The 24,977-nt window shown below is 68.2% G+C and carries 28 protein-coding genes; 11 read left to right on the forward strand and 17 right to left on the reverse strand.

All coding sequences use genetic code 11. The annotated features are described in order from the left end of the window. The first annotated feature begins 57 nt into the window (after nucleotides 1-57). From V3391_RS03980 to V3391_RS03995, 4 genes are all read left to right on the forward strand, one after another. A complete protein-coding gene (locus V3391_RS03980) occupies nucleotides 58-936 on the forward strand; it encodes an acyltransferase (RefSeq protein ID WP_332077103.1) in 879 nt (292 codons plus the stop codon). A gap of 131 nt (nucleotides 937-1,067) precedes the next feature. Beyond that, entirely contained in the window at nucleotides 1,068-2,390 is a 1,323-nt protein-coding gene (locus V3391_RS03985) for a PQQ-dependent sugar dehydrogenase (protein ID WP_332077104.1), read from the forward strand. 74 nt (nucleotides 2,391-2,464) lie between these two features. Further along, the gene (locus V3391_RS03990) at nucleotides 2,465-3,340 is read left to right on the forward strand and encodes an ABC transporter substrate-binding protein (RefSeq protein WP_332077105.1); all 876 of its coding nucleotides are present in this window, start codon (nucleotides 2,465-2,467) and stop codon (nucleotides 3,338-3,340) included. Between the two features lie 43 nt (nucleotides 3,341-3,383). Then, nucleotides 3,384-4,337: a D-2-hydroxyacid dehydrogenase family protein gene (locus V3391_RS03995; protein WP_332077106.1), complete on the forward strand. Its 954-nt coding sequence runs from the start codon at nucleotides 3,384-3,386 to the stop codon at nucleotides 4,335-4,337. A gap of 70 nt (nucleotides 4,338-4,407) precedes the next feature. Here the strand turns inward: V3391_RS03995 and V3391_RS04000 are convergent, their stop codons facing one another. The 9 genes from V3391_RS04000 to V3391_RS04040 all read right to left on the reverse strand — a co-directional run bounded on the left by V3391_RS04000 (nucleotide 4,408) and on the right by V3391_RS04040 (nucleotide 11,139). Beyond that, the gene (locus V3391_RS04000) at nucleotides 4,408-4,689 is read right to left on the reverse strand and encodes a hypothetical protein (RefSeq protein WP_332077107.1); all 282 of its coding nucleotides are present in this window, start codon (nucleotides 4,687-4,689) and stop codon (nucleotides 4,408-4,410) included. A 150-nt stretch (nucleotides 4,690-4,839) separates the two neighbouring features. Further along, nucleotides 4,840-5,733, reverse strand: coding sequence for a CHAD domain-containing protein (locus V3391_RS04005; RefSeq protein WP_332077108.1), 894 nt, complete (start codon nucleotides 5,731-5,733; stop codon nucleotides 4,840-4,842). Nucleotides 5,734-5,795: 62 nt separating this feature from the next. Then, nucleotides 5,796-6,083, reverse strand: coding sequence for a hypothetical protein (locus V3391_RS04010; RefSeq protein WP_332077109.1), 288 nt, complete (start codon nucleotides 6,081-6,083; stop codon nucleotides 5,796-5,798). Further along, on the reverse strand, nucleotides 6,080-7,396 hold the full coding sequence (locus tag V3391_RS04015) for a TFIIB-type zinc ribbon-containing protein (protein WP_332077110.1): 1,317 nt from the start codon (nucleotides 7,394-7,396) through the stop codon (nucleotides 6,080-6,082). The genes V3391_RS04010 and V3391_RS04015 overlap by 4 nt, the downstream gene beginning before the upstream one ends. A gap of 21 nt (nucleotides 7,397-7,417) precedes the next feature. Beyond that, a complete protein-coding gene (locus tag V3391_RS04020; RefSeq protein WP_332077111.1) occupies nucleotides 7,418-8,569 on the reverse strand; it encodes an SPFH domain-containing protein in 1,152 nt (383 codons plus the stop codon). Between the two features lie 116 nt (nucleotides 8,570-8,685). Continuing rightward, complete coding sequence (locus V3391_RS04025) at nucleotides 8,686-8,985, reverse strand: hypothetical protein (protein ID WP_332077112.1); 300 nt, start codon at nucleotides 8,983-8,985, stop codon at nucleotides 8,686-8,688. Further along, nucleotides 8,985-9,407 carry a phage baseplate assembly protein V gene (locus V3391_RS04030; RefSeq protein WP_332077113.1) on the reverse strand — a complete coding sequence of 141 codons (423 nt, stop codon included), beginning with the start codon at nucleotides 9,405-9,407 and terminating at the stop codon, nucleotides 8,985-8,987. The genes V3391_RS04025 and V3391_RS04030 overlap by 1 nt, the downstream gene beginning before the upstream one ends. Nucleotides 9,408-9,487: 80 nt before the next feature. After that, entirely contained in the window at nucleotides 9,488-10,252 is a 765-nt protein-coding gene (locus tag V3391_RS04035) for a hypothetical protein (protein WP_332077115.1), read from the reverse strand. Between the two features lie 137 nt (nucleotides 10,253-10,389). After that, nucleotides 10,390-11,139, reverse strand: a complete 750-nt coding sequence (locus V3391_RS04040) for a CPBP family intramembrane glutamic endopeptidase (RefSeq protein WP_332077117.1) — start codon at nucleotides 11,137-11,139, stop codon at nucleotides 10,390-10,392. A 313-nt stretch (nucleotides 11,140-11,452) separates the two neighbouring features. Here V3391_RS04040 and V3391_RS04045 point away from each other — a divergent pair, with 313 nt between their 5' ends. Continuing rightward, on the forward strand, nucleotides 11,453-11,869 hold the full coding sequence (locus V3391_RS04045) for a hypothetical protein (RefSeq protein ID WP_332077118.1): 417 nt from the start codon (nucleotides 11,453-11,455) through the stop codon (nucleotides 11,867-11,869). 212 nt (nucleotides 11,870-12,081) lie between these two features. Beyond that, nucleotides 12,082-14,196: a prolyl oligopeptidase family serine peptidase gene (locus V3391_RS04050; RefSeq protein ID WP_332077119.1), complete on the forward strand. Its 2,115-nt coding sequence runs from the start codon at nucleotides 12,082-12,084 to the stop codon at nucleotides 14,194-14,196. A gap of 61 nt (nucleotides 14,197-14,257) precedes the next feature. Here V3391_RS04050 and V3391_RS04055 read toward each other — a convergent pair whose 3' ends face one another. The 5 genes from V3391_RS04055 to V3391_RS04075 all read right to left on the reverse strand — a co-directional run bounded on the left by V3391_RS04055 (nucleotide 14,258) and on the right by V3391_RS04075 (nucleotide 19,361). Then, nucleotides 14,258-14,737 carry a VOC family protein gene (locus V3391_RS04055; protein WP_332077120.1) on the reverse strand — a complete coding sequence of 160 codons (480 nt, stop codon included), beginning with the start codon at nucleotides 14,735-14,737 and terminating at the stop codon, nucleotides 14,258-14,260. 66 nt (nucleotides 14,738-14,803) lie between these two features. After that, entirely contained in the window at nucleotides 14,804-15,151 is a 348-nt protein-coding gene (locus tag V3391_RS04060; protein ID WP_332077121.1) for a DUF3325 domain-containing protein, read from the reverse strand. Further along, nucleotides 15,144-16,832, reverse strand: coding sequence for a PepSY-associated TM helix domain-containing protein (locus V3391_RS04065; RefSeq protein ID WP_332077123.1), 1,689 nt, complete (start codon nucleotides 16,830-16,832; stop codon nucleotides 15,144-15,146). Before V3391_RS04065 ends, V3391_RS04060 begins: the two co-directional genes overlap by 8 nt. After that, on the reverse strand, nucleotides 16,832-17,128 hold the full coding sequence (locus tag V3391_RS04070; protein WP_332077124.1) for an iron uptake protein: 297 nt from the start codon (nucleotides 17,126-17,128) through the stop codon (nucleotides 16,832-16,834). The genes V3391_RS04065 and V3391_RS04070 overlap by 1 nt, the downstream gene beginning before the upstream one ends. Nucleotides 17,129-17,192: 64 nt before the next feature. Further along, on the reverse strand, nucleotides 17,193-19,361 hold the full coding sequence (locus V3391_RS04075) for a TonB-dependent siderophore receptor (RefSeq protein ID WP_332077125.1): 2,169 nt from the start codon (nucleotides 19,359-19,361) through the stop codon (nucleotides 17,193-17,195). 338 nt (nucleotides 19,362-19,699) lie between these two features. On the opposite strand from V3391_RS04075, the gene V3391_RS04080 reads away from it, so the two are divergent. The 3 genes from V3391_RS04080 (at nucleotide 19,700) to V3391_RS04090 (ending at nucleotide 21,402) form a co-directional block, all read left to right on the forward strand. Then, the gene (locus V3391_RS04080; protein WP_332077126.1) at nucleotides 19,700-20,278 is read left to right on the forward strand and encodes a lipocalin family protein; all 579 of its coding nucleotides are present in this window, start codon (nucleotides 19,700-19,702) and stop codon (nucleotides 20,276-20,278) included. A gap of 96 nt (nucleotides 20,279-20,374) precedes the next feature. Further along, complete coding sequence (locus V3391_RS04085) at nucleotides 20,375-20,968, forward strand: hypothetical protein (RefSeq protein WP_332077127.1); 594 nt, start codon at nucleotides 20,375-20,377, stop codon at nucleotides 20,966-20,968. A 158-nt stretch (nucleotides 20,969-21,126) separates the two neighbouring features. After that, on the forward strand, nucleotides 21,127-21,402 hold the full coding sequence (locus V3391_RS04090) for a hypothetical protein (RefSeq protein ID WP_332077128.1): 276 nt from the start codon (nucleotides 21,127-21,129) through the stop codon (nucleotides 21,400-21,402). A 110-nt stretch (nucleotides 21,403-21,512) separates the two neighbouring features. Here V3391_RS04090 and V3391_RS04095 read toward each other — a convergent pair whose 3' ends face one another. After that, nucleotides 21,513-21,854, reverse strand: coding sequence for a nuclear transport factor 2 family protein (locus V3391_RS04095; RefSeq protein WP_332077129.1), 342 nt, complete (start codon nucleotides 21,852-21,854; stop codon nucleotides 21,513-21,515). Between the two features lie 223 nt (nucleotides 21,855-22,077). Then, complete coding sequence (locus tag V3391_RS04100; RefSeq protein ID WP_332077130.1) at nucleotides 22,078-22,800, reverse strand: rRNA pseudouridine synthase; 723 nt, start codon at nucleotides 22,798-22,800, stop codon at nucleotides 22,078-22,080. A 168-nt stretch (nucleotides 22,801-22,968) separates the two neighbouring features. Between V3391_RS04100 and V3391_RS04105 the strand changes: the two genes are divergently transcribed. Both V3391_RS04105 and V3391_RS04110 read left to right on the forward strand, forming a co-directional pair. Beyond that, a complete protein-coding gene (locus V3391_RS04105; RefSeq protein WP_332077131.1) occupies nucleotides 22,969-23,457 on the forward strand; it encodes a hypothetical protein in 489 nt (162 codons plus the stop codon). A gap of 139 nt (nucleotides 23,458-23,596) precedes the next feature. Further along, on the forward strand, nucleotides 23,597-24,067 hold the full coding sequence (locus V3391_RS04110) for a YehS family protein (RefSeq protein ID WP_332077132.1): 471 nt from the start codon (nucleotides 23,597-23,599) through the stop codon (nucleotides 24,065-24,067). A 244-nt stretch (nucleotides 24,068-24,311) separates the two neighbouring features. Here the strand turns inward: V3391_RS04110 and trmY are convergent, their stop codons facing one another. After that, complete coding sequence (gene trmY, locus V3391_RS04115) at nucleotides 24,312-24,905, reverse strand: tRNA (pseudouridine(54)-N(1))-methyltransferase TrmY (protein ID WP_332077133.1); 594 nt, start codon at nucleotides 24,903-24,905, stop codon at nucleotides 24,312-24,314. Nucleotides 24,906-24,977: the final 72 nt, after the last annotated feature.

A 24,977-nucleotide genomic window follows, 5' to 3' on the forward strand; every position in this document is an offset into this window, starting at 1 on the left:
GCGACGTCGGTGCATCTTTTCGCTCTCCCTTGTCCTTTCTTCGAATTCTCCCGTCCGATGACCTCGCTCCGCGTTGCGTTGATCTTTCTGGCCGTCGTGGCCAATACCGTCGTACACGTGCCGCTGCTGCTCGCGGCCGCCCTGGTCAAGGCGGTGCTGCCGTCCGCGCGCCTGCGCCTGACCTGCAATTCGGTCCTCACCGGGCTGACCGAGCGCTGGATCGCGGTGAACACCTGGCTGGTCGACCGCTACAGCGGGACGCGTTTCGAGGTCACCGGTCTGGAGGGGCTGCAAGCCGATGGACACTATCTGGTGCTGGCCAACCACCAGAGCTGGGTCGACATCGTGGTGCTGCAGAAGGTGTTCAACCGGCGCATTCCGCTGATGCGGTTCTTCCTGAAGCGGCAACTGTTCTGGGTGCCGCTGCTGGGCCTGGCGTGGTGGGCGCTCGATTTCCCGTTCATGGGCCGCCACACGCGCGCGCAGATCGCGCGTAATCCGGAGCTGGGACGCCGCGACATGCAGGCCACGCGCCGGGCCTGCGAGAAGTTCCGCGACATTCCGGTCTCGGTGATGAACTTCGTCGAAGGCACGCGCTTCACGCCCGAAAAGCACGCGCGCCAGGATTCACCGTACCGGCATCTGCTCAAGCCCAAGGCGGGCGGCGTGGCCTACGTGCTCGACGCGATGGGCGATGCCCTGCACGGCATCATCGACGTGACGATCGCCTATCCCGGCGGCCGTCCGACCATGGTCGACCTGCTGGCAGGCCGCGTGCCCGCCGTGCACATCGACGTGAAACAACGCCCGATGCCCCGCGACATTCTCCGCAGCGGAGACAGTGAGGATCGCGCCAAACGCGCCCGGTTCCAGCAATGGATCAACGCGATCTGGCAGGAGAAGGACGAAGCGCTCGCCCAGGTTCTGGAACGCTGATCGCGCACTGTCGCGGCATGAACGGGATGCGGCGCGGACGTGCGCCGCTCCACGCACCCACCACGCGGCGAGAGGGCACGTCCTTGCCGGCGTCGGCGTCGAGCGTCTGGCCCACAATGCGCGGATCCACGATGCCGAGAATCGATGTGCTGCGAACCCTGCGTGTCTGCATGCTGCTGGTGCTGTGCGGGGTGCCCGTGCTGGCCTGCGCCGCGCGCGAGGGCCACGCGGTCGAAGCGGGCACCTGCGGCGGCTATCCGCGCCTCGCCATCGAGACGATGCGCGGCATGTGCGCGGGACTGGTGGTCGGGCCGACGACGGTGGCGCCGTCGCGCACGCTGCGGCTGCCACGCTCGCTGCTGCAGCTCGACGCCGACACCTGGCTGGTCACCGATCTGGGCGCTTGGGACGGCACGCGCGGCATGGTGTGGCGAGTGCGCACCGGCACTGACCGCGCGGTCGAGGTGCAGCCTGTGCTCGACGGCCTGCATCTGCCGCACGCGATCGCGCGCGGACCGGATGGCCGCGTTTATATCGGCGAGATGAGCCGCATCTTCCGCTTCGATCCCGATGCGCAGACGCCGGCTGACACGGTCGAAGACGTGATCGGCGGCCTGCCCGACAACCGTCTGCACGATCACCGCCACCCGTTGTCCGAATTCGTGTTCCTCCCCGATGGCGACCTGCTGGTCAATGTGGGCGCGCCGAGCGACCAGTGCACCGGCGCCGATGCGAGAACGGCGTCGGGCCTGTGCGCACAGAGCGAGGGCGCCGAGGATGCCGCGAGCCTGCGCCGGTATCCCTACGAAGGCGCCGGGCTCTGGTCGTCGGACTACACCGTCTTCGCCCGTGGACTGCGTAACGCGCTGGCGCTCGCGGTGCATCCCTCGGGCACCGTGCTGCAGGGCGAGAACAGCTACGACTTCGACAGCCGCTGGTCGCCGTTCGAGGAGCTCAACATCATCGAGGCCGGCCGCCACTACGGCTGGCCCTACTGCGCCGACATCGCGCAGGTGACGCCCGCATGGCGCGACAGGGCCGACTGGTGCCGTTCCGACGCGCACACCGCGCCTGCGCTGTTGCTGCCGCCGCATGCCGCGCCGCTGGACGTGCTGTGGTACGAGGGCGCGATGTTTCCCGCGCTGCAGGGACGGCTGCTGATGAGCTGGCACGGCCATCGCTCGGTGGGCGGCCGCATCGCGAGTTTCGCGGTCGATGCGCGCGGCGTGCCGACGCCCGATGCGAATCCACGCTTTCCGGTCTACGGGCAGGGCATGCGCGCCTACGGCGCCGGCCCTGCGGCCACGCCGGTGGTGCTGACCCCGAACTGGGGCCTGAAGCGCGGCGTGCGCCCGCAGGGCTCGCCGGTGGGCCTGGCGGTCGCCCACGATGGCGCGATCTGGGCGACGGACGATCGCGCGGGCCTGGTGATCCGGTTCGCGAAGGACGATTGAGCGCGCGTCTCGATGGTGCCAGTGCGCGCATCGTCGACTAGTCTGTGCGCCCTGCATCCAACCGGGTCGTCACGATGAAGCTCCAGCTGTCCCTCGAGTGGTTCCTCAATCCCGACCATCTGCCGCTGATCGCAGGCATCCAGCTGGGCTGGTATCGCGACGCAGGTCTCGAACTCGAACTGCTGGTACCCGACGATCACTACGACGGACTGGCGGCGACGGTCAGCGGCGACGTCGCGTTCGCGTGCAACGAGCCGCTGCACATGATCGATGCGGACCGCCCGGGCCTCAAGGCGCTCGGCTGCTTCTTCGAAACCGATGGCGGCATCCTGCTGCAACGCGCGGCCGGCCAGCGGCTGCTCGAAGGCGGCACGGTCCGGCTGGCATCGCCGGTCGCCGGTGGCGTGACGGATGCGATCGCCGTCGAGATCCTGTCGCGCTGGTGCGTGCAGCAGGGCGCGGCGTTCGATGCGTCGCAGGTCGAGATCGAGAGCGCGGGCTTCGAGCATCTCGCCAACCTGCGTGCGGGCTTCGACGGCGCGTGGCTGTGCTTCGCCAACTTCGAAGGTGTCGAAGCACGGCTCGCGGGGCTCGACACGCACTTCATCGCCACGCACGAGGTGGGTCTGCACAACTTCTCGGCGCTGGAACTCTTCACCTCGCAGGCGTTCCTCGCCGAACACGCCGACGCGGTGGCGACCGTGACGCGCTTGATCGGGCGCGGCGCGACGCTGTGCCGCGACGATCCCGCGCAGGCCGCCGCGCTCTGGTACGCCTACAGCGGCACCGAAGCCACCGCGCTGATGGACGCGATCATCGCCGACACCTGTCCGCGTCTGATCGGCCCCGTGCAGCGCGATGCCGCCCGCTGGCAGGGCATGTGGGCCCAGTTCGACCGGCTGGGGCTGAGCCAGGTCGATCGCGCCGGCTACGCGGCGCTCTACGCATGATCCGCGCGCTCGCGCTGTCCAGGCCGCTCGCAGGCGCGCGCGCATGAAGATCGCGATCCTCGACGACTATCAGGATGCCGTGCGCCGGCTCGACTGCTTCCGGCTGCTCGATGGACAAGACGTCACCGTGTTCAACCAGACGCTCGAAGGCGATGCGCTGGCGGACGCGCTGGCCGGCTTCGATGCAATCGTGCTCATCCGCGAGCGCACGCACATCGACGCCGCACTGCTGGCGCGATTGCCGGCGCTGAAGGTGATCTCGCAGACCGGCAAGGCCGGTCGGCACATCGATCTCGCCGCGGCCGCGGCGCGCGGCATCGCCGTGCTGGAAGGCGAGGGCGATCCGACCGCACCGGCCGAACTGACCTGGGCACTGGTGATGGCGGCCTATCGCCGCGTGCCGCAGTACGTTGCGCAGCTGCAGGCCGGCGTGTGGCAATCGAGTGCGACGCAGCCCGGACACGAGCGCATCGGTCGCTCGCTGCGCGGCGATGTGCTCGGAATCTGGGGCTACGGCAGGATCGGCCGGCTCGTCGCCGGCTACGGCAAAGCCTTCGGCATGCAGGTACGCGTCTGGGGGCGTGCCGGCAGTCTGGAAGGGGCGCTCGCTGACGGTGTCGCCGTGGCCGAATCGCGCGAGGCCTTCTTCGCGCAGGCCGATGTGCTCTCGCTGCATCTGCGTCTCGACGATGCGACGCGCGGCATCGTCACCGGTGACGACCTCGCGCGCATGAAGCCGACTGCGTTGCTGGTCAACACGAGCCGCGCGGAACTCGTCGAACGCGGCGCAGTCGAGCGCGCGCTGCAGGCCGGCCGACCGGGCCTCTGGGCGCTCGACGTGTTCGAGCAGGAGCCGCTGCCGACGACCTCGCCGCTGCTGCACAACGATGCGGTGATCGCGACGCCGCATCTGGGCTATGTCGAGCAGGCGAGCTACGCACTGTATTTCTCCAGTGCGTTCCGAAACCTGGTCGCGTTCTTCGCAGCGCGCCGCTGATCCGCCGTACTCCGCACAAAAAAAGCCCCGCAGTGCGGGGCTTTTTTCTGGCTCCGATGCGTGCGAAGACTCAGCCCGCAGGCAGCTCGCATTTCATCTTCCCGTCCACGTAGTAGGGCTTCGGGACGTCGGGATTCTCGCTGGTGCGTTCGAACACGACCTCGAACGAGTCCACATCCGGCGTGCCCTTGCGGTCGGTGCAGGCGGCCTGCAACTTCTCCTTGACTGCGGCGAGACCGGCGTCGCGATTGGCCCCGTCGGCGCTGTTGGTCAGGTTGACGACTTCGGCGAATGCCTGCGGGCTGATGGCCAGCAGACAGCCGGCGAGGGCGACGATGTGCACGTGCTTCATGGCATCTCCTTGAGGTGGTGGTGATCCGGTATCCCGTCGCGACACCGCGGCAATGGCCGGTTCGTGGGCCGCCGAATCCTAAGCCACCCCGGTGAACATCCCGTTCTCGGCTGCACGCGACCGACGCCGGCGCGCATCACGCGCATGCGCTCAGATGCCGCTACGCCACGCCGCATGGCGTCGACGCCAGCTGCCCGCGAGCTGCGCGGGCGAGTCCGCATAGAGCCGCGTGCCCAGCGCGTGCGCGCGACGCGCCAGTGCGCGCTGTTGTGCCCGGAGGGGCGCCTCCAGTGCAGCCACGATTCCAGCGTCCACGCCGGTCATCGCATGCAGGTGGTCGGCCAGCACAGCGAGATCGTGATGCAGGCCGAGCGTGTCGCCCAGTTCCGTGGCGCAGACATGGATCGCGCGCATCGGGCCGGGCCACACCGGTTGCAGCAGACGCAGGTGGAAGGCGTGGTCCTTGGTGCGCTTGCGCCAGTCGTGGAAGGCCTCGTCCTCGCCGGTTCCGCCGGCCGCGCGCATCGCCTTGCGGGCGCGCCGGTAGCTGGAGGTCAGGCCGGCCTCGAATGCCTCGAATCCGTCATCGGCGAGTCGCCAGGTCGCGATGCGCGGCAACGCCGCCTGCAGTTCCGATTTCGCCGCATCGAGCAAGGCGTCGGGATCGTGTGCGGTCTCGACCGCCTTGCCGTGCTGCACGAGCAGCTGTCGCACGGACCCAACCGCGTCTGCGTGCGCTGCCCCGGCATGCGCGGCCACGCGTTCGAAGGTCTCGATCAGTACATCGGCATCGCGCTTCGGGCCGAGCGGCGCCGCGATCCTGCGAAAGGCCGCGTTCTCGTCCCGGTAACCGTCGAACGATGGACGCACCAGACGCAGCAGGCCCCGGATCTTCTTGATGCGTTTGCGCACGTCGTGGATGGCACCTGCGGTGTCGACCGCAGCCGTGTCGATGCTGCGGATCGCCGCCTGCACCTGCTCGCGCGCTACACGGCGCAGCGACGTCTGCGCTTTCGAATCCCTGCGTCTGATGCGATACGCCATGCCACGCTCCCGTCGTCCGGAGATCCAGCACCCGTGACATGCACGCACGGGTGACCCGGGATCTAGCCTTCGGGCGGCCCGTCGTCCGCGTTGCGCGCTTCGCTCGGCACCCGCCGCACCCGCGCCCGGTAGGCGCCCACGTTGTCGCCCTGGATGCGCGTGGCCTGCGTACCGGTGATGGTGCCGACCTTCGCGTCGTTGCCGGTCACCGGCTTGGCGTCGATGCTGGTCTCGCGTTCGAAGGCGTGCGATTTGTCGGTGTTGCGGTAGAACCGGTACAGCGCCCAGTACAGCGCGGTCGCACCGGCCGGGCCGGAGAGCAGCAGCCACAGTCCACTGTCGTCGCTCATGACATGCCCACCAGAATCATGATCGCGATCCCCTCGATGAAGGTGCCGGCGGTCAACGCGGCCAGCAGCAGTTTCCACTGCTGCACGGGCACGCTGCCCATGGTTTCGCCGGTGCGGCCATTGACCGCGATGTAGTGCAGCAGGCCGCCGTTCCGGCCGGGCTGGTGATACGAGTACAGCCAGACCGGCAGGTACATCGAGACCCAGCGCGTGCCGTGCACGTCAAGCTGTTCCTGCTCCCAGCGCACGCCGCGATCGAACCGCCGCGTCGTGCCTTCCACCTGCGCGCGAGCGATCGACAGCAGCTGGTCTTCCAGACGCGGCTGCAGCTGCTGCACATTGCTGTTGCGCTTCTCGGAGGTGAAGCCCGACAGGTAGGACGCGTTCCACTTCACCGCGTTCTTGGTGTCGAACGGCAGGATCGTGTTGATGATGTTGTTGGTGTTGACGTTGACGTCCAGGTTGCCGCGCTCGGCGGACGATTCCAGTGGCAGGTCGTCTACGGTGAACTCGACGTGGCGCTCGACCTGGTAGACGTCGGCGTCGTAGTAGGTCTTCTTGTTGTTGTCCGTGCCGCGCGTGTACTGGCGCGTCTTGATCTCGCCCTTGCCGGCCACCGACGCGCTCGCGCTGCCGTCGACGATCATGTAGGGCAGGTAGACGCCGACCACATTCTCCGGCGTGAACTCGTCCTTGAACGCCTTGAGCGCGAACAGCCGCCGCTTGTCGACGAACTGGCGGATGCGCGCGACGGCGTCGTCCTTGCGGATGTGGAACGGCAGCACCGCATCGGGCACCGCGCCGTTGGCGATCTGCTCGTTGACGCCGAACACGTGCCGGCACCAGTGGCAGCGCGCCGTCATCGTGCTTTCGGTGTTGACCGTCACTTCCGCGCCGCAGCCGGCGCACTTGAAGGTCATCAGACTCGCGGCATCGGCGGCGATGTCGCGTGCGCCGGATGCGATGACGGTGCCGCGCAGATCGGCGATGCCTTCGCCGAATCCGAAGGCTTCTTCCACGCGCTCGCCATGCCATTCATTGCGGCAGTACAGGCACACGAGAATGTCGGTGCCGGCGCGCTGGCGGATGTCGGTCGCGCCGCATTTCGGGCAGCGGTTGAGGCCGTCCTTCAGTTCGTCGGCGGAGGTGTCGATCGCCAGCGGATCGGGCGCTTCGAGTTCGTCGCGGATCGGGCCGGGCAGCGTGGCCGGATCGACCGGCGACGTGCCCGGCAACGGCGGCACGTCACGCGGCGAACCGGGGCCGTCGACGGGACGCACCGGCAACGGCGGCGGCAACTTGGTGTCGGACATGGGCGCGGTGCGTCGGGCGGCTTACAGGCCGAGCGCCTTGGCCTTGAGCGCGTCGTAGTCGTCCTGGGTGATCAGGCCGAGGTCGAGCATCTCCTTGGCCTTCTTGAGCTTGGCCACCGGATCGTCGGCCGCGGGCGCAGCCGGTGTGGCCGGCTGCTGCAGACTGCCGATGCCGCCGGCCATGCCTGACGCCATGCCCAGACCCACGAGCCCCGCCGCGCCGCTGTGTTCGCCGGCCGACTGCATGCCCTGTGCGACGCTCGCCTGCAGGTTGGAATTGCCGCGCGAGCCGGCGAGCGCGTCGGCGCGCTGCACGGTCTTGAGCAGTTCGCGGGTGTTGGCGTCGTACTCGATCGATACGATGGCCGTCTTGACGATGGCCAGGCCCCGGTCGGACTTCCACTGGTAGCCCTGCTCGACGGCAGCGGAGAGGCTCTGCGCGAAGCCCAGCGAATCCTGCTGCAGCTTGGTGATGCGATTGCCCTTGCCCGGATCGTTCGTGTACAGGCTGAAGGCCGGCGCGAGCGAGCTCACGACTTCGTTGAACAGCTGGCTGGCCGCCGCGTTGTCGATGTCGGTGAAATCGAACACCTGGCCCGGCGCGAGATAGCTCGCAGGCACGAAGTTCTTCACGAACAGGATCGGGTCGACGATCTTCAACGTGTAGGAACCGCGCGTCAGCGCGCCGACCTGCGTGCCGAGGAAGCCGTCGTCCCAGTAGATCTCCGACTGCGTGCCGAAGCGGTTGTCCGGCAGTTCCTTCAGCGAGACGAAGAACGCCGCTTGCTGGCCGCCGGGCTGGCCGCCGAACTTGAAGCGTTCCCAGCTCTGCCTGATCAGCGGGCTGACGATGCCGTCGCCGGCGAAGATCGACTGCGAATTGATGTCGTCCGAGCGCCACTCGTAACCGCCCGGCTCGGCGACGAAGCCGGTGATCGCGCCGTCCTGGAACAGCAGCAGACCATAGCCTTCGGGCACGACGATCTTCGAGCCGTTGCTGATGATGTTCGACGAACCGCGCGTGTTGGACCCGCGTCCGGCATTCGTGCCCTGCGGCACAGCCGCGAACAGCGCCGCCGTCGACGGCAGACCGGTCGGCACCGTCAGGAAGTCCTTCCACTGGTCGGCCAGTACGCCGCTGACCGCACCCGACACCGCCTGTACGAGACCCATGGCAATTCCCTTCAGTTCGTGGCCGGGCAGGGTGCCCGCCATGTCGGCGGATCATAGCGTCGCGACCGTAAGAGGTTGCTAGTGCTGGTCGTCATGCGGTGTGCGGGGCGGGACGTCTAGATCACGCGCACCCGTTCCTGGGTATGGACGACCAGGCCCTGTGAGGTCGGGCGGTGTTGGAGCGGAGACACGCCGATCGCAAGCGCGCGTCCGGAGGCGAAGACGCGATTGGCGCCCGCCAGATGCAGCGCGAGGCAAGGCGGTTGAGCCGGGCATGCGCTGAGGGTGGCAGCGTCGCCCGTGCACAGGACAGCCGAGCCTGCAATCCGCACGCGCGCGGCTGAGGTCCAGACGGCCGCCTGCGCACCGTGCACGCACATCACAATGGCCGCGGATGTGAGCACCGGCTGTCCCATCAGACGATCTCCAGCGCGCCGCGGTTGATGGACACCGCCGGTCCGGCAAGCGTCATGCGCGCGCCTTGGCCGTTGTCGAGCACGATGCCGGTTGGACCGATTTCGATGCTCGCGCCTTCGGACGTGCGGGCCGACCATGTGTCGAAAGGTGGCGCGGCGGCAGGCATTGGGGGCGGACGAGATTGCGCCGTCCAGAACACACCGCACCAGATGGGCGTACTGACGTCGCCCGCTTCGAACTCGATCCATACCGTGTCGCCGATCTCAGGCAGCAGCGGTGGCACACCAGGCGGCAGGCACGGAAGCGCCCAGTCCATACGTGCTGTACCGGCGAGGGCGGGCATCGACACCTTGAGCCGAGCCAGGCCGCTCGGATCCCGATTGTCGACAACGACGCCGCGATACTTGCCGTAGTAATGCACTGGCGAACTCCGTGGTGCGTTTCGAAAGCCGTTGACCGGAAGCATTGTGCAACGGCGGGTTGCGGCAGCCGTGCTCGCGCCTACCAGACCAGGCCCATGAGCCACGTATCCGCTGCGGTGCCCGGCATCAGGAACGCCGGCGCCAGATGCACGACGAGGAAGAACGGTGCGCCCCACAGCGTCTCGCGGTGGATGCGGCGCAAGGTCACCAGGTCGTAGACCACCAGCACGATGGCCAGCGCCAGCAGGCCGCCGATCGTGATCAGGACACCGTCGACACCGCCGAACAGGGGCAGGTCGGCGAGCCGGATCAGGGCAGGGGAGATGATCGCCAGCGAGGCCAGCAGCATCAGGCGCCGGTGCGCGTCTGCGCGCTGACGCAGCAGCAGGCCGCGGACGAGGAACACGACGTAGGCGGTCAGCGCGCCGAGATCGCCCCAGATGATCAGGCTGAGTAGCGGACGTTGCGCTTCGACATCGATGCCCTGAACGCGCCAGCTGTCCACGAGCTGCGCGAGCGTGATCATCGAAGTCACGACGACGCAGAGCGCGATCGCTGCACCCAGCGCACCGAGGCGGCGGTGCAGCGCGATGCGACCATTGGCGACCAGCAGGCTCTGCGTCGCGAACAGCACGAACCAGGTGGTCACCACGAAGCCGTGGACGTGCAAATGCAGGGCGAGCGGTCCCTCGGCCGCGCTGCGGAAGAAGAACGTATTCCAGAAGCCTCCGAACACGGCGGCGAGCAGCAGCAGCGCCATGGCCGGAAAGAACACAGTGCGGCGCACGGACACGGTGGCGGCACCCGGGACGTTGGGCGCGGTCAGACGATCGGGTGGATACACGGGCGGCTCCGACGGGTGGGTGCGATGTCGGCGCGCGAAAATCCGCGCGACATCCGGGAGAACGGAGAAACCGTCCTCAACCTGCCACCCGCTGCGCGGCGCAGATCTCGCCGTGCGAGCGCGTGCGTCGGGCCGCGCTAGCGCCGGGTGCCGCGCGCCTGTTGCCGGAAGAACAGCACCAGCAACACCAGCGTCACGACATAGGTGAGCAGCAGCAGTGCCATGCCGATGGGCGGGCTGGCGACCTTGCCCGCTGCCGGCAGGAAGGTCGAAAAATCCCAGGCCGCATGGACCATGATGGGTATCAGAAGAGTGCCGGTCAGCCGGCGCAGCAGATACAGGCAGGTACCTGCGCAGAACGCGAGCACGACCTGCAGCAACGCCAGTGCGCCGACGCCGAGCAGGCCGTTGAGCGCATGCATCGAACCGAACGCCAGGCTCGACCAGAACCAGACCCACACTTCCGGGCAGGACCCGCGCAGGCCCACCAGCAGGATGCCGCGGGTCAGCACCTCTTCGCAGAAGCCCACCAGCAACATCGCGAGCGCCAGCATCAACAGGTAATGCGGATCGAGCGCCCGCAACGGCACGGCGGTCGCGTAGAGGGCGATGCAACTGCCCATCAGAAGCAGCAGGGTCGCGAGAATTACCGGCTTTCGTACGCGGTGCGCCTCGAAGAACACGCGGCGCGTCCAGCCGCTCCAGACGAGGAACGCCAGCATCGCGATGCCCGCGACCGACAGCGGCAGGATCAATGCAGGCAGCAGATTCGCGGGCGCGCCGATCTGGCGGTAGTCGATCCCCTGGTACAGCGCCGTGCCGAGTAACCAGGCCGCATACAGCACGACCGGCAACAGGCCGACCCACCAGCGAGGTGCGATGCGCATGCGACTCCCCGTCGACCCGTTTCGGGCGAATCCTAGGCGCCGCCGCATGCGCTGGCAATGCGGCCGACTGCATGCGTCCGGCGGCCGGATCCGGACACCGTCCGTCGGCTGCCATCACAGCGATTCCGTCCCTCGACGAGCGGTGTGCGATGCGTCACGGATCGCCGTCCGGCGTTTGATATCGTCCGCTCGCGGTCGCCGTTTTTTCCTTCATTTGCAAGCCCACCGGGGAACGATCATGAAGTGCAACGCATTACGGTGTGCGGGACTCGCGTTCGTGGTGTGTGCAGGCAGTATCGCTTCGGCCCAGCCCGTGCAGGCGCAGGCCCCAAGCGCGGATTTCGATCTGGCGTGCACGGGCACCGGCAGCAAGCTGGAAAGCCAGACCAGCTACGACTGGGACAGCAAGCATCACGAATACCGCGACCACAGCACGCTGGGCACCGCGCAGGTCGGTGGCACGGCGCAGGTCGAAATCCACGGCGGGCAAGGGCGGGTACGTCTGCCGGCAGGCCTGGTACCGCCGCTCAATTCCGGCGGCCGTGATGGCTGGTTCCCGATCCAGGACCTGTCGGTCGGCGCCGATCGCATCCAGGGTTCGTTGCGACTCAACGGGCTCAACAAACCCGGCCTGACGATCGATCGCCGCAGCGGCCGCATGGTGCTCGACGGCATGGAATCCTTCGACGCCACCTGCAGCCCCTTCAATCCGGGTTCGACACGGTTCTGAGCCGACGGGTGTGCGCGGTGGACGCTTCGGGTCCGCTGCGCAGCACCCGGGTTTCAAGACAGCTGCGCCTTGAGCGCTCTTGCTGATGCTGCGTCAGGGGTTGCTTTCCATCGCGTGGCACCGGTGCTTCGTGGGTGCCTGTCCGGTCTGATGCCTGATCTCCGTTTGCCTCCTGTCGAGCACGCCACCGCGGCGCTGCAGGAGACCAACGCGTGAACGCTGCCTTCTCGATCCTGCCGCTGTTGCTGGGCGCCGCCATCGCCAATGCCGCACCTCTGCCGCCGGCGCCGACCGAAGCATTCGTCGAAGACCGCTTCGGACATGACATCGACGATCCCTATCGCTGGATGGAAGATCCGGCGCAGGCGGCAAAGCTGCAGACGTGGATGACCGAAGCTGGCGCAGCAACGCGTGCGCGGCTCGATGCGCTGCCCGAGCGCGCGGCGTTCGAGACCCTGCTCAAGGCCGCGACGCGCGCGGGCGTGTCGTACGGCGACACGAAATCCGCCAGCGGTCACCTGTTCTTCCTGCAGCGCGATCCGGGCGCGGCCGTGCCCAAGCTGGTCGTGCGCGATGGCGCCGGCGAGCGCGTGCTGCTCGATACCGCGACTCGCGCAGGCGCAACGCAGGCAATCGCCAGTTACGCGCCGTCGCCCGACGGCACCCTGGTGGCGGTGATGGTGGGCGAGGGCGGCGGCGAACTCGGGCGCTTCGCGATCCTCGATGTCGCCGACGGACGCGAGCGCTATCGACTCGACGGCATGACGTTCGGCGATTTCGAGCTGTTCTGGCTCGCGCCGGATCTGGTCGCCTATACGCGCATGACGCACGCGCCCGACAGCGGCGTCGATCCGCTGCTGGACACGCAGGCGATGGTGGTCGCGCTGACGCCGCAGGGCGCGGTGGAACGCATCGGCCTCGGCAATCGTCTCGAAGGCGGACCCACGTTCGCGCCCGAGGAATTCCCGGTGATCATCGGGCCGGGCCGAGGCGAACTGGTGTTCGGCTACGGCTTCGGCGCCCGCGCCGATGCGCGCGTGCTGGTGACCTCGCTGGCTGCACTGCGCGCGGGCACGCCGACGTGGCGGCCATTGGCGGACTACAGCGACCAGCTCGCCACCGATGCGCTGGTCGGCGAGACGGACTACTACTTCGTCAGCACCCGCGAGGCGTCCAACGGTGCGCTCTACCGCCGCAAGGTGACCGGCGATGCGATCGGCACGATCGAGACCGTGATGCCCGCAGGCGATCTGATCCTGTCGGATCTGGTCGCCACGCGCGACGGCCTCTACGTGATGGGCACGCGCGACGGCGTCTCGCAGGTGCTGTATCTCGCAGGCGGCGACGGCACACCGCAGGCGGTCGCCTTGCCGTTCGAAAGCGAGCTGCTGGACGCCTCGGCCGATGGCGACGGCGGATCGATGGTGTTCGGCCTGCGCGGCTGGACCACGACCACGCGCGCATTCCGCGCGACCGGCGCACGCATCGACGCACTTGGTCTGGATTCGGCGACCTGGGCGCCGACGCAGGCCTTCGTCGCGATGCGTGCGGAAGCCGTGAGTCGCGACGACACGCGGGTGCCCATGGTCGTGCTGCGCAAACCGGGCGCGGCGGATGCGCCGGTGCCCACGTTCGTCGAGGGCTACGGCAGCTACGGCGTGTTGACCACGTCACCGCTGAGTTCGCCGCTGCTGGCGCCCTGGGTCGAGCGCGGCGGCGCCTTCGTGTTCTGCGGTACCCGTGGCGGTGGCGAACGCGGCCGCGCCTGGCACGAGGCCGGACGCGAGGCGCACAAGCCGAACGCGCATGACGATCTGGCCGCGTGCGCGCAGCAGGCGCAGGCCATGGGCGTCGCGTCGCCGGCGACCACGCTCGTCATGGGCACCAGTGCCGGCGGTCTGCTGGCACCGGCGACCGCGATGAAACATCCCGAACTGTTCGCCGGCCTGATGCCCCGCGTTGCCGTGCTCAATGCGAGCCGTCTCGAAGCCGCGCCGAACGGGCCGAACCAGTTCGCCGAGATGGGCGACCCGCGCACGCAGGCCGGATTCGAAGCGCTGCTCGCGCAGGACGCCTACGTGATGCTCGAGGACGCGCGCGATCTGCCCGACACGCTGATCACCGTCGGCATGAACGACACCCGCGTGGTGCCGTGGATGGCGGCGAAGTTCGCCGCGCGTGCGAGCGCGAAGTTCGGCGACCGGCGCGACATCCTGCTGCGCGTCGATACCGCGCAGGGGCACGGCATCGGCTCGTCGCAGGACAGCCAGGTGGCGGAACTCGCCGATGCGTTCGCCTGGGGCTGGGCGCAGGCGACATCGCCCTGAAACGTCGATTGCGCGCGTTGCGAGGAACACGCAGCGCGCGCCGATCGATCGATGGTCCGCGTCAGCCGCGGACCGCCGCTTCGATCGCGGCGACGTCGATCTTCTTCATCGTCATCATCGCGTCGAAGGCGCGACTGGCCGCTGCGCGGTCGGGACTCGTGTAGGCCTCGGTGAGCACGCGCGGGGTGATCTGCCAGTTCACGCCCCATTTGTCCTTGCACCAGCCGCACTCGCTTTCCGCGCCGCCGTTGTCGACGATCGCGTTCCACAGACGATCGGTCTCCGCCTGGTCGTCGGTCGCGATCTGGAACGAGAACGCTTCGGTCTGCGGAAAATGCGGGCCGCCGTTGAGCCCGAGGCAGGGGATGCCGAACACGGTGAATTCGACCGTGATCGGCACGCCCGCCTTGCCGTCCGGGTAATCGCCCGGCGCGTGATGCACCGCCTTGACTGCACTGTCGGGAAACGTCTCCGCGTAGAACGTCGCCGCGTCGAGCGCGGTGCCGTCGAACCACAGGCAGATCGTGTTCTTCGGAATCATGGCCGGGACCCTCGTGGACAGTGCATCCAGCAGGCCACCGGACCGGTTAAGCCGGCGTGCGCAGGCTCAGCGCGTTGCGGCGGTGTTGGCGATGCCGATCCACGGCGCCAGCACCGCCAGCCAGCGCGCTCGCCAGGCCAGCGCCATCGCGGTTGCGAATGCGCCGCCGGCCAGGGACATCACCCAGACCAGTGCGGCCATCGAGGCGTGATCGCTCGCCAGGCACAGCGCCAGCGACGCAGCGAGGGCGACCGCGCCCAGCAGGCGCAACACCCGCGCATGTGCAGGCGGGATCGGCGCGCCCCACACCTGCTGGCCATGCGCTGGCATCGCCAGTGCCAGCCAGGCCATGCCGACGAGGCTGGCGAGCAGGGCCGCGGTCAGCAGCCACACTGCGTGCGAGGTCTCATGCATGGGCGGCCTCCCGGCGCGGGTGTTCGACGGCCGCGGTTGCGGCGGCGCGACGGCGCAGGTGCAGGCCGGTCGCGCCTGCGATGGCGGCGGTCGCCAGCAGCGCGAGATCGAGGCCCGCCACGGGCCAGTACCCGGCGCCGAGCGTGCGCAGCAGATGGTCGCCGGTGGTGATCCAGTTCAGGCCGACGGCCGCCAGTGCCAGCACGACGATCGCGCCGCACTGCTCGCGCCACGCCGGGTTGGCCAGGCCACGCGCGACCGGGGCACTGCGCAGGCCCGCATGCAGCAGCGCCAGCGCCCAGGTGCCCCAGAACGCGTAGCGCTCGAAGTCGCCGCGCGCCGGCAGACCGTCCGGCAGCAGGCGGTTGGCGACGAGAATGCCGAGCGTCGCCGCGACCATGCCGGTGATCATCGTCACTGCCAGCGCGTCGACGATGCGCGCGCCCTGGCTGCCCTGTTTCGCATGCTGGCGCTTGCGCTTCTCGACGAAGAACACGAAGCCGGTGGCGATGCATACCGCGCCCAGCAAGCCGCCGAGCACGTACAGCCAGCGCAGCAGCCAGTGGCGGAAATGCTGCAGATGCAGACCGGTCAGGAACTCGGCGACCCTGCCGACCGGCGTGGCCACGGGATCCTCTCGGATCAGTTCGCCCGTCGACGCCTTGAAGTGGATGCCCTGGCCGACCAGCGCGATGCGATCGGTGCCCGCGCGGTACACGCTGACGTAGCCGTTGGCGTCGCCGACGTGTTGCAGCACGAGAAAACCCACATCGCCGGCCATGTCGCGCGCCGCCCAGCGGCGCTGCGCCTCGGCGACCATCGCGTCCACGTTCGCCAGGCCCGCCGGCACATCGGCGCGCTGGTGCGGCAGGCCGAGTTCGCTCGCTTCGGTCGCGGCATGCAGATCGTGCAGGTCGTGCAGCTGGGTGTGGCCGACCGGGAAGAAATACGTCGCCGAGAAGATCACCAGACCGGTGAACGCGAAGAAGAAGTGGAACGGCAATGCGACCACGCCGGTGAGGTTGTGCAGGTCCAGCACGCTGCGCAGACCGCCCTTGCCGGGCCGGAAGGTGAAGAGTTCGCGGAAGAACTTGCGGTGCATCACCACGCCGCTGACCAGCGCGGCCAGCATCACCAGCGCCGAGAAGCCGACGATCCAGAACCCGAGATTCTTCCAGTCCAGCGTCAGGCTGTAGTGCATCGGGTAAAAGAAGCCGCTGCCGATCTTGAGCCGGTCGTCGGGCAGCGCGGTGCCGTCGCGCGGATCGATCGTGCCGAGGGCGAAGATCGCCTCGTCGGGATCCTGTGCGCCCGGCACCTGGAAACCGGCGAACAGCGCCAGCACCGGATCGCGATGCGTGGTGTAGGCGCTCCAGTTGGCGACGGTGTCGAAGTGCTCGGGCATCGGCCCGTCGACGCGCGGGCGCATCGCATCGATCGCCTGCTGCGTGGGCTGCATGCGTTCGAACGCCGGGCGCAGGATCTGCTCGAAGGACGGCATCGGCTGCGGTTCGAAGCGCGTGGACGGAATCGCCCAGCGGTCGATCTCGCGATCGAATACCGACAGCGCACCGAAGAAGAACGCGGCCATCAGCACGAAGCCCAGCACCAGGCCAAACCAGGTGTGCAGCCATGCCATCGCCTGGCGGAAGCTCTGCGTCACCATGCCCTGGGCGGCCATCAGACGATGCTCGCCTGGACCAGCGAGGCGACGCCCGCCAGCAGTGCGCCACCACCGGCCAATACGCCCCACGCCAGCACGAGCCGGCGCGTGGCGAACGTCCACAGGAACACCGTCAGGAATACCAGCAGGCCGAGCGCGCTCGCCAGGAACTCGGCGTCGTGGAAATCCATGCCCGCCTTGAACATCAGCGCGGCGCCCGCGGCGATGAAGCCCCAGGTGAACGCGTAGCCGCCGAACATGGCGGCGCCGATGCGCGCGGCGAGACGCAGGCGCGGGGCGGGGGACGAAAGCATGGCGGCGTCGGACATGGCGGCTGCGGTGTCGGGGAAGCGGGGCACGTGGATCAGCACATCGTGATCAGAAGCGGTAGTTCAGGCTCAGCGTGTAGTTGCGCGGCGCGCCGTAGTAGCCGCTGTAGCGCAGCGTGTTGATGTAGGTCTCGTCGCCGACGTTGTTGACGTTGAGGCGCAGCGTGGCGTTGGGCTGGAAATCCCAGCCGACGAAGCCGTTGAACACCGCGTAGCTGTCCTGGCGCACGGTGAAGCCGTTGCTTTCGACGTTCGAGATCGCGCTCTGCCAGCGCCCGCCGATGCCGAAAGACAGCGCGGTGTAGCTGGGCACGCGTGCGCTCAGCACGAGGTTGGCGGTGCGGCGCGGCACCCAGCGGTAGGTATCGTCGCCATCGGCGCCGGTGAGCTTGAGCGCGGTGTAACCGGCGACCAGGTCCACGTGTTCGCTCAGGCGGCCGGTGGCTTCGAGCTCCACGCCCTTCGATTCGACGTCCACGCCTTCGTAATAGAACTGGCCCTGGTCGTTGTAGCCGGCGCCGGTGGCGAGGCCGCTCTGCTCGGCGCGGAACACCGCCAGCGTGGTCAGCAGGCGCTTGTCGAGCCAGTCGGCCTTGACGCCCACTTCGTAGTTCGCGCCCTTGGTCGGGTCGAGATAGCGGCCGTCGGCATCCGACTGGCTCTGCGGCTGGTAGATGTCGGAGTAGCTGACGTAACCCAGCACGTTCGGGCTGAAATCGTAGGTCAGGCCGGCGTAGGGGCTGGTCTCGCTTTCGGTCTGGTCGAACGCGACGCCGTAGTTCGCGCCGTCGCGGTGGTATTCGGCGTAGTTGAACCCGACGACGGCCTTGAGGCGATCGGTGAACGACAGACGCGTGGCGCCGTAGGCGCGCTTGAGGCGTTCGTCGAGCGTGCTGTAGACCGAGCTCTCGCCCCACAGCGGTTCGGGCACCACGTTGCCCGCCCACGGGAAACCGGGCATTTCGATGTAGCTGCAGGGCGCGCCACTGCACAGTGCGCCGGCGAACTGCGAGTTGATGTTCTCGCTCTGCGACCAGCCGACGCCGAGCATGACTTCCTGGTCGCGGCCCCACATCTGGAAATGGCCGTTGAGCGTGGCCGAGAGCAGATCGGCTTTCAGCTCGTCCTCGCCGCCCCACGGATAGCCGTACAGGCCGAGATTGGTGCCCGGCTCGAGACCGGTGCCGTTGAGGTCGGTCGCGTAGAACAGGCGGTCGTCGTTGCGCACGTCGCGGTGGTTGTAGGCGAGCTTGAGCTGCCAGTCGGCGCCGAGCTGGTGCACGTACTCGGCGAACGCGGTCTGGCTGGTGGTGTCCCAGTAGGTCCAGTCCTGCGTGGTCGACGCGCTGCGGTCCCAGCGCGCCTGGGTGCCGTCGCTGTACATGAAGCCGAGCGCGCCCCACATGTTGCCGTTGGTGCGCGCGTCCTGCCACGAATAGCCGAGCGTCAGCGTGCCGTTCTCGCCGATCTGGCCGTCGACGACGCCGTAGACGAAGTCGCGACGGTCGTCCTTGCCGCGCAGCCAGGAATCGCCTTCCTCATGCGCGGCGACGATGCGGCCTGCCCAGGTGCCGTCGTCGGTGAACGGCGTGGAGTAGTCCACCTCACCGCGCGTCGTGCCCCACGAGCCGTAGCTGATGCCGGCCGAACCCTCGGCCTGGTTGGTCGGGCGCTTGCGCACGTAGTTGATCGTGCCCGCTGCATTGCCGACGCCAGTCAGCAGACCATTGGCGCCGCGGATCACTTCCAGCTTCTCGTAGCCGAAGGTGTCCATCGCGCCGGTGACGATGCCCCAGCCGTTGGGCAGGCCGACGCCGTCGATCTGGGTGTTGGCGATGTCGAAACCGCGCGCGGTGTAGTTGCTGCGGTTGGTTTCCCACTCCTCCACCTGGATGCCGGTCGCCAGGCGCAGAGCCTCGTTGAGGCTGTCGGCGCCGAAGCGCTGCATCTGTTCGCTGCTGACGACGCTGATCGACTGCGGCGTGTCCTTGATGTCGAGATCAAGGTTGGTCGCACCGTTGCTGACGCGGCCCGCGCGCTGGGCGACGACCAGGATCGCGTCGAGATCGGTCGCGCTCGCACCGGATGTGCTCGCGGCGGCGCTCTCCGGTTCGGCGAATGCGACGGCCGAACACAGCGCGAGCGCGATGCCGCAGGCGAGCGGGGAGGTCTTGCGGGCGGAGCGGAAACGCGACGCGACGGCATGCGAACGGAGCATGGAAATCTGGGCCTTCGAAAACGGACGGATGAAACGGACGCGGCGCTTCCTGACAGGGCGCGGCACACGGTCCGGACGGGCAGTCCGGCGGAATCCAACCGGAGATCCCGGCGTCGGACCTCGGCGGCAGCGCGCTGGCGCGCCTGGGGTCCGGCACCGCGCCCATTCCGCGGGAGTCAATGAAACTGCGCGTGCATTAGATGCGAATGGATGTCATTTAGCAACTGGTTCCCAATCGCGCGCGCCCTGTTCAGGCAAGGGCGCGTTGGATCGCAGCGCCTCACGTCGCCCGCACGCCACGCAATCGGAGAATCGCGCTTTGCATCCGGAGTGGCTCCATGCGTCTGCCGATTGTTCCCCTGCTGATCGCCGCGGGCCTGTCCGCACCTGCCGCCGCCGACGCGGCGCGCCCGCCGCCCGAGCCGAACACACCCGTCGCCGCCGTCGATCTCGCGCGCTACGCCGGTACCTGGTACGAGCAGGCGCACTTGCCGATGTTCTTCCAGCGCAAATGCATCGCCGACACGACCGCCCGCTACACCGTCAACCCGGATGGCACGGTCGGCGTATTGAACCGCTGCCGCACGAAGGACGGCAGCTTCAACGAGGCACGCGGCATCGCGCGCGTGGTCGACGGCAGGACCTCGACACTCGAAGTGCGGTTCGCGCCGCAGTGGCTGTCGTGGCTGCCGATGGTGTGGGGCGATTACTGGGTGATCGCCCTCGACGAAGCGGAGTACCGCTGGGCGATGGTGGGTTCGCCGGGCAAGGACTATCTGTGGATCCTGTCGCGCGAACCGCAGCTCGATCCGGATATCCGCAGCCGCCTCATCGACCGGGCGCGCGCGATGGATTACCCGGTCGACAAGCTCGTCGACACACCGCAGCGATCGCAGGATGCGACGCCTTCCGGTTGACCGGCACCGCCGCCTCGGCGGTGCACCGACATCGTCCGGAATGTCGCGCATGATCTTCACGCGGCCCCGGGTCTCGAACAGCGAGAGTCGCCGCCCATGACGCGCCTCATTGAACGCCTTTTCGCCGCCGGCTATCTCGCCGTGATCGCCCTGTTCCTGTTCGCCGGTGCCGCGCTGGTCGGGCTGGCGGCGATCGAGATGTGGCAGGCGCTGGTGCCGTCGCAGTCGATGGATCTGCGTGGACGGTTCGACTCCGTGCTCGACGCGATCGGCATCGTGACCATCGCGCTGGTCGCGTTCGAACTGGCGCAGACGGTCTTCGAGGAGGAGGTGCGGCGGGAGGTCAAGATCAGCGGGCCGACGCGCGTGCGCCGGTTCCTGTCGCGCTTCATGGTGGTGCTGGTGGTGGCGCTGTCGATCGAAACCCTGGTCGCCGTGTTCCGCCTGCTGCACGAAGCGCCGGAACAGTTGCCGTACGCCGCGGCGATCGGCGCGACCGCGGCCTTGCTGCTCGTCGGCTGGGGCGTGTTCCTGCGACTCAACCGCAGCGTCGAGGAACTCGAACCCGAGGCCATGGCGGCGGCGAAGGACGAAGACGGCGACGTGGAAGCCGACGCGGACGAGACGCCCGCACCGAAGAAACCCGCTGCGCGCCGGCGGACACCGCCGAAGGCGCCTGCGGCGGGCTGAGGCGCGACGCGACGGCGACGCCGGGACGTCACAAAGCGGTCCCGGTCACGGAACGGACATCGCGTCGCGTTCGAACGCGCGTGTCTTACCGGTGCTTAACACTACGGTCGCATCGGAATGGAAAGGTCCGAGTTCCTTCCCGACGCGTGGAGTTTCCGATGAAGAAGTGGGCCTTGTCCGGCATGTTGCTGCTGACCACGGTGGCTGCCAGCACGACCGCATCCGCAGCGCGCCATCACTTCGATGTGATCGGCGAGTCGTACGGCCGCAGCAGCGAAGAGGCGATCGACAACGCCTGGCGCGACGCCGACGAGCAGTGCTACCGCAGCTGGGGCCGCTCCGACCAGGACATCACGGTGCTCGAGGTCTGGGTCGATCCGGACACCGGCTATCCGCACGCACGCGTGTCGCTGGGCTGCACGGTCGACGACTGACGCTCCGTTTCGACGCATGCGAAAACGCCGCCGGTGATGGCGATCTCCATCTCCGGCGGCGTTCTGCATGTCGTCTGCATCCGCGAATGGGTCGCGGACAGTCAGGACCTTCAGATCACGAACGCACGCAACTCCGCCATCTTGCCGTCGTGGAAGCGCCATGCGTCGGAGTAGGCGTGACGCGTCTCGGTGCCGTCCGCCGTTCTGACGGTGATGCTGCCCAGCGCGATCACGAAATCTTCTTCCGCGATGAGGTGATCGACGGTGAACACCGGCGGCTCGACGTAGGCGTCCGTCATCCACGCGCGCACCGCCTCCTTGCCGTCGAGCGTGGACTCTCCGACCGTCGTCCACTGGATGTCGTCGGTGCAGTACGCCAGGAATCCGTCGATGTCGCCGCGCGCGATCGCCGCATTGGCCTGCCGCAGAGAACTCTTGTGCTGATGGGACATGGCGGCGCTTCGGTCGACGTGGGAGATCCGACGATACCGGCAGCCGGGGCTGCGCGGGTGAAGCGTCGCAGGCGGGACTGCGCCTGCATTCAGGCGCCTGTCGCGCGCGTGCCTGCGGTCGCAGACGGAACGGGATGGCGTGCCGCTCGGGCGCACGCGCCAGGCCGAATCGCGGGGCGTCGCAGGCGCGGCCCAGCCGGACAAACGCAACGACGCGCTGCGATCAGAAGCGGTCTTCCACCGGCATGTAGCGCCATGCGCCGACCGGCATCTTCGCCAGCGAAACGCGGCCGATCCGCAGGCGCCGGATCCACACGACACCGAGCCCGACCTGCGCGCACATGTCGCGCAGCTGGCCCGGCCGCACGCCCTTGATCGCGAAGCGCAGGCGCACTTCGTTCTGCCAGCTGACCTTGCACGGCGGCAGCGTGTGGCCGTCGTACTGCAGGCCGTGCTTGAGCCGCTGCATGCCGTAGAACGGCATCTCGCCGGTGACTTCGACGACGAACTCCTGCTCGATGCCGTCGAGGTCTTCGGTCAGGCGCCGCCACACGCGGCCGTCCTGGCTCAGCACCATCAGCCCACTGGCGTCGGCTTCCAGCGGCGCGAGCGGCGTCAGTCGATGGAAGTGCCGCTGCAGCAGGCGTACTTCAGTGGGGTCTTCGCTCCAGCGCGTGCTCGCATCGACGTAGGCCAGCGCGGCGTCGGACGTCGCGAATGCATCGAGACCGGCCGGCTTGTGGAACAGGATCGTCGCCGGCTCGGCGACCGCGAGGCGCGCGGCGGCGTCGAGTTCGACGGTTTCGGTGGTCACCATGTGCTGCGGCATGTCCACGACGCGGCCATCGACCGACACCCAGCCGCCCTCGATGTACTGCTCGGCTTCGCTGCGCGAGCAGCGGGCGAGTTCGGAGACGCGTTTGGCCAGTCGGACGGGGGCGGACATCGGGTAGCGCCGTGAATCGGGGCGGGCAGTGTAGCGAGCGGGGCAGGTCGGCGCGTTCGGCGGACGCGGTACCGCTGGCGCGGCAATTGGATGGATGATGCGACGAAGGCGGACCGGCTGCGGCGCGGTCCGCGTCGTTCTGACCTTTTCGAACCGGAGTGCCTGGCGATGCGACAGACGATGGCGGGTGTATGGATGGCGGCGTTGATCGCGCTGGCGATGCCGGCATGGGCGCAGGCAGACGACGGCGCGCGGCTGCTCGGCCTGTGGTCGGTCGACGTGACGCAATTGCCGATGCCGCCCGAGGCACGGCCGCAGCGGGTGACGGTGGCGCTCGACGAGGCCGCAGCGGGCGCGTTGAAGATCCGGGTCGAGATCGTGCCGGCCGAAGGCGCAGCGCGCATCTCCACGGCGATCGTGCCGCTCGATGGCAGCACGGTGCCGATCGAGGGCGACACGCTGGAAGCCGACGCGATCGCGGTCAAGCGCCCCACCGGCGACGTGCTGACGATGGCACTGGCGAAGCAGGGTGTGCCGGCCTCGACGCGGATCTATGCGGTCACGCCGGACGGCGACCAGATGATCGAAACCGCGGTGCATTTCGGCGCCGATGGCAAGGCGGTGATGCGCACGTTCCGGTTCGATCGCGTGCGTTGAAGCGCTGGAGGACGGCGGTGGTCGGACGTGCGCCCACCGTCGTGTCCTGAAACGCCGCGTGCAGGATCGCGTGTGCATCCGAGGCGCACCGGTCGGGAGCGGTAGAATTGCGCCTCTTCCGAACCGCCCTGTTGGATCGATGATCACCAACGACGTCCTGCGCAGCATCCGTTACATGCTCGACCTGAGCGACCAGAAGGTCGTCGATCTCGCCAAGCTGGTGGATCCCGACTTCGCCCTCGACAAGGACGACGTGCGTCCGCTGCTGTTGAAGGAAGACGAGCCCGGCTACGTGGCCTGCAGCGACAGCGTGCTCACGCACGTGCTCGACGGCCTGATCGTGCACCGCCGCGGCCGCGACGAGCGCCAGGCCGCGCGCCCGGTCGAGTCGCGCATCAGCAACAACGTGGTGCTGAAGAAGCTGCGCGTCGCGTTCGAGCTGACCGACGTCGACATGCACCAGATCTTCGCCGACGCGGGTTTCCCGATTTCGAAGCCGGAGATGTCGGCGCTGTTCCGCCAGGCCGGACACCGCAACTTCCGTCCCTGCGGCGACCAGCTGCTGCGCAATTTCCTCAAGGGTCTGACGATGCGGGTGCGCGGCGGCTGATTCGGCGGTCTCTGACCCGGAACCAGCGAGTCTCGTGAGGCCCGACTCGTGTCATGCCGCCAATCTTGAGAAAACGAGCACGTTTCTCTTCATGCAGGAAGCAAGCACCTCTCCCTTCGGGAGAGGTCGACGCGTGAAACGCGTCGGGTGAGGGCGGGGCTCTGCTGAAACGGCCCACTAGACACTCTCATTCACCCTCAGGCACCCGTTGTGGCCCGGAGAGCGGGACAAGACGAATCCTGCCTCAGCCCTGATCCAGCTCGTAATGGATCAGCACCACGCATTGCGAGGCGAACAGCATCTTCGGGCCGAGCGCTATCTTCCGCGCGCCCATGCGCTCGAGGCCGGGAATCGTCTTCTTCGGCATCGGGATGTGGTCGGTCAGCAGGAAACACGGATTGTCCGCGAACACCTGCTCACGGATCGGCGTGCCCTTGCGATCCATCAGGAACAGCTGGTGGTCTTCGGACAGCGTCTGCACCAGCCGCTCGAAGCTGGTCGTGCGGACCTCGACGCCCGATTCCACCGGACGCGTCTCGTCTTTGCCCATGCCGCGCGAGGCATCCAGCGCCCTGGCGATCTTGCCCAACAACGCGCGCTCGTCGAAGCCGCCGATGTCGTGCATGGCGTTGACGTCGAAGCGGATCGTGCGGGAGAAATCCCGGGTGCTTTCGAGCACCAGATAGACGGTGACGTCGGGCCGGTGCGACTGCGCGACGAACATGGCGTTCATCAGCGTGTGCGCGAGGATCTCGGTGTGCGCGTCCTGGCCGACGGCGGCCAGCAATGCCTGGCTGTCGGTGGGCGCGGCGCGGGCCCGGAGTACGAAAGTTCGCATGCGTGTCGAAACGGTCCGTCGGCCGGTGCGGTCCCGGCGATTCGCCGCGCATTGTCGGTGGAAACCCGCGTG

It is taken from the genome of Luteimonas flava, from assembly GCF_036584485.1.
Classification (GTDB): Bacteria; Pseudomonadota; Gammaproteobacteria; order Xanthomonadales; family Xanthomonadaceae; genus Luteimonas; species Luteimonas flava.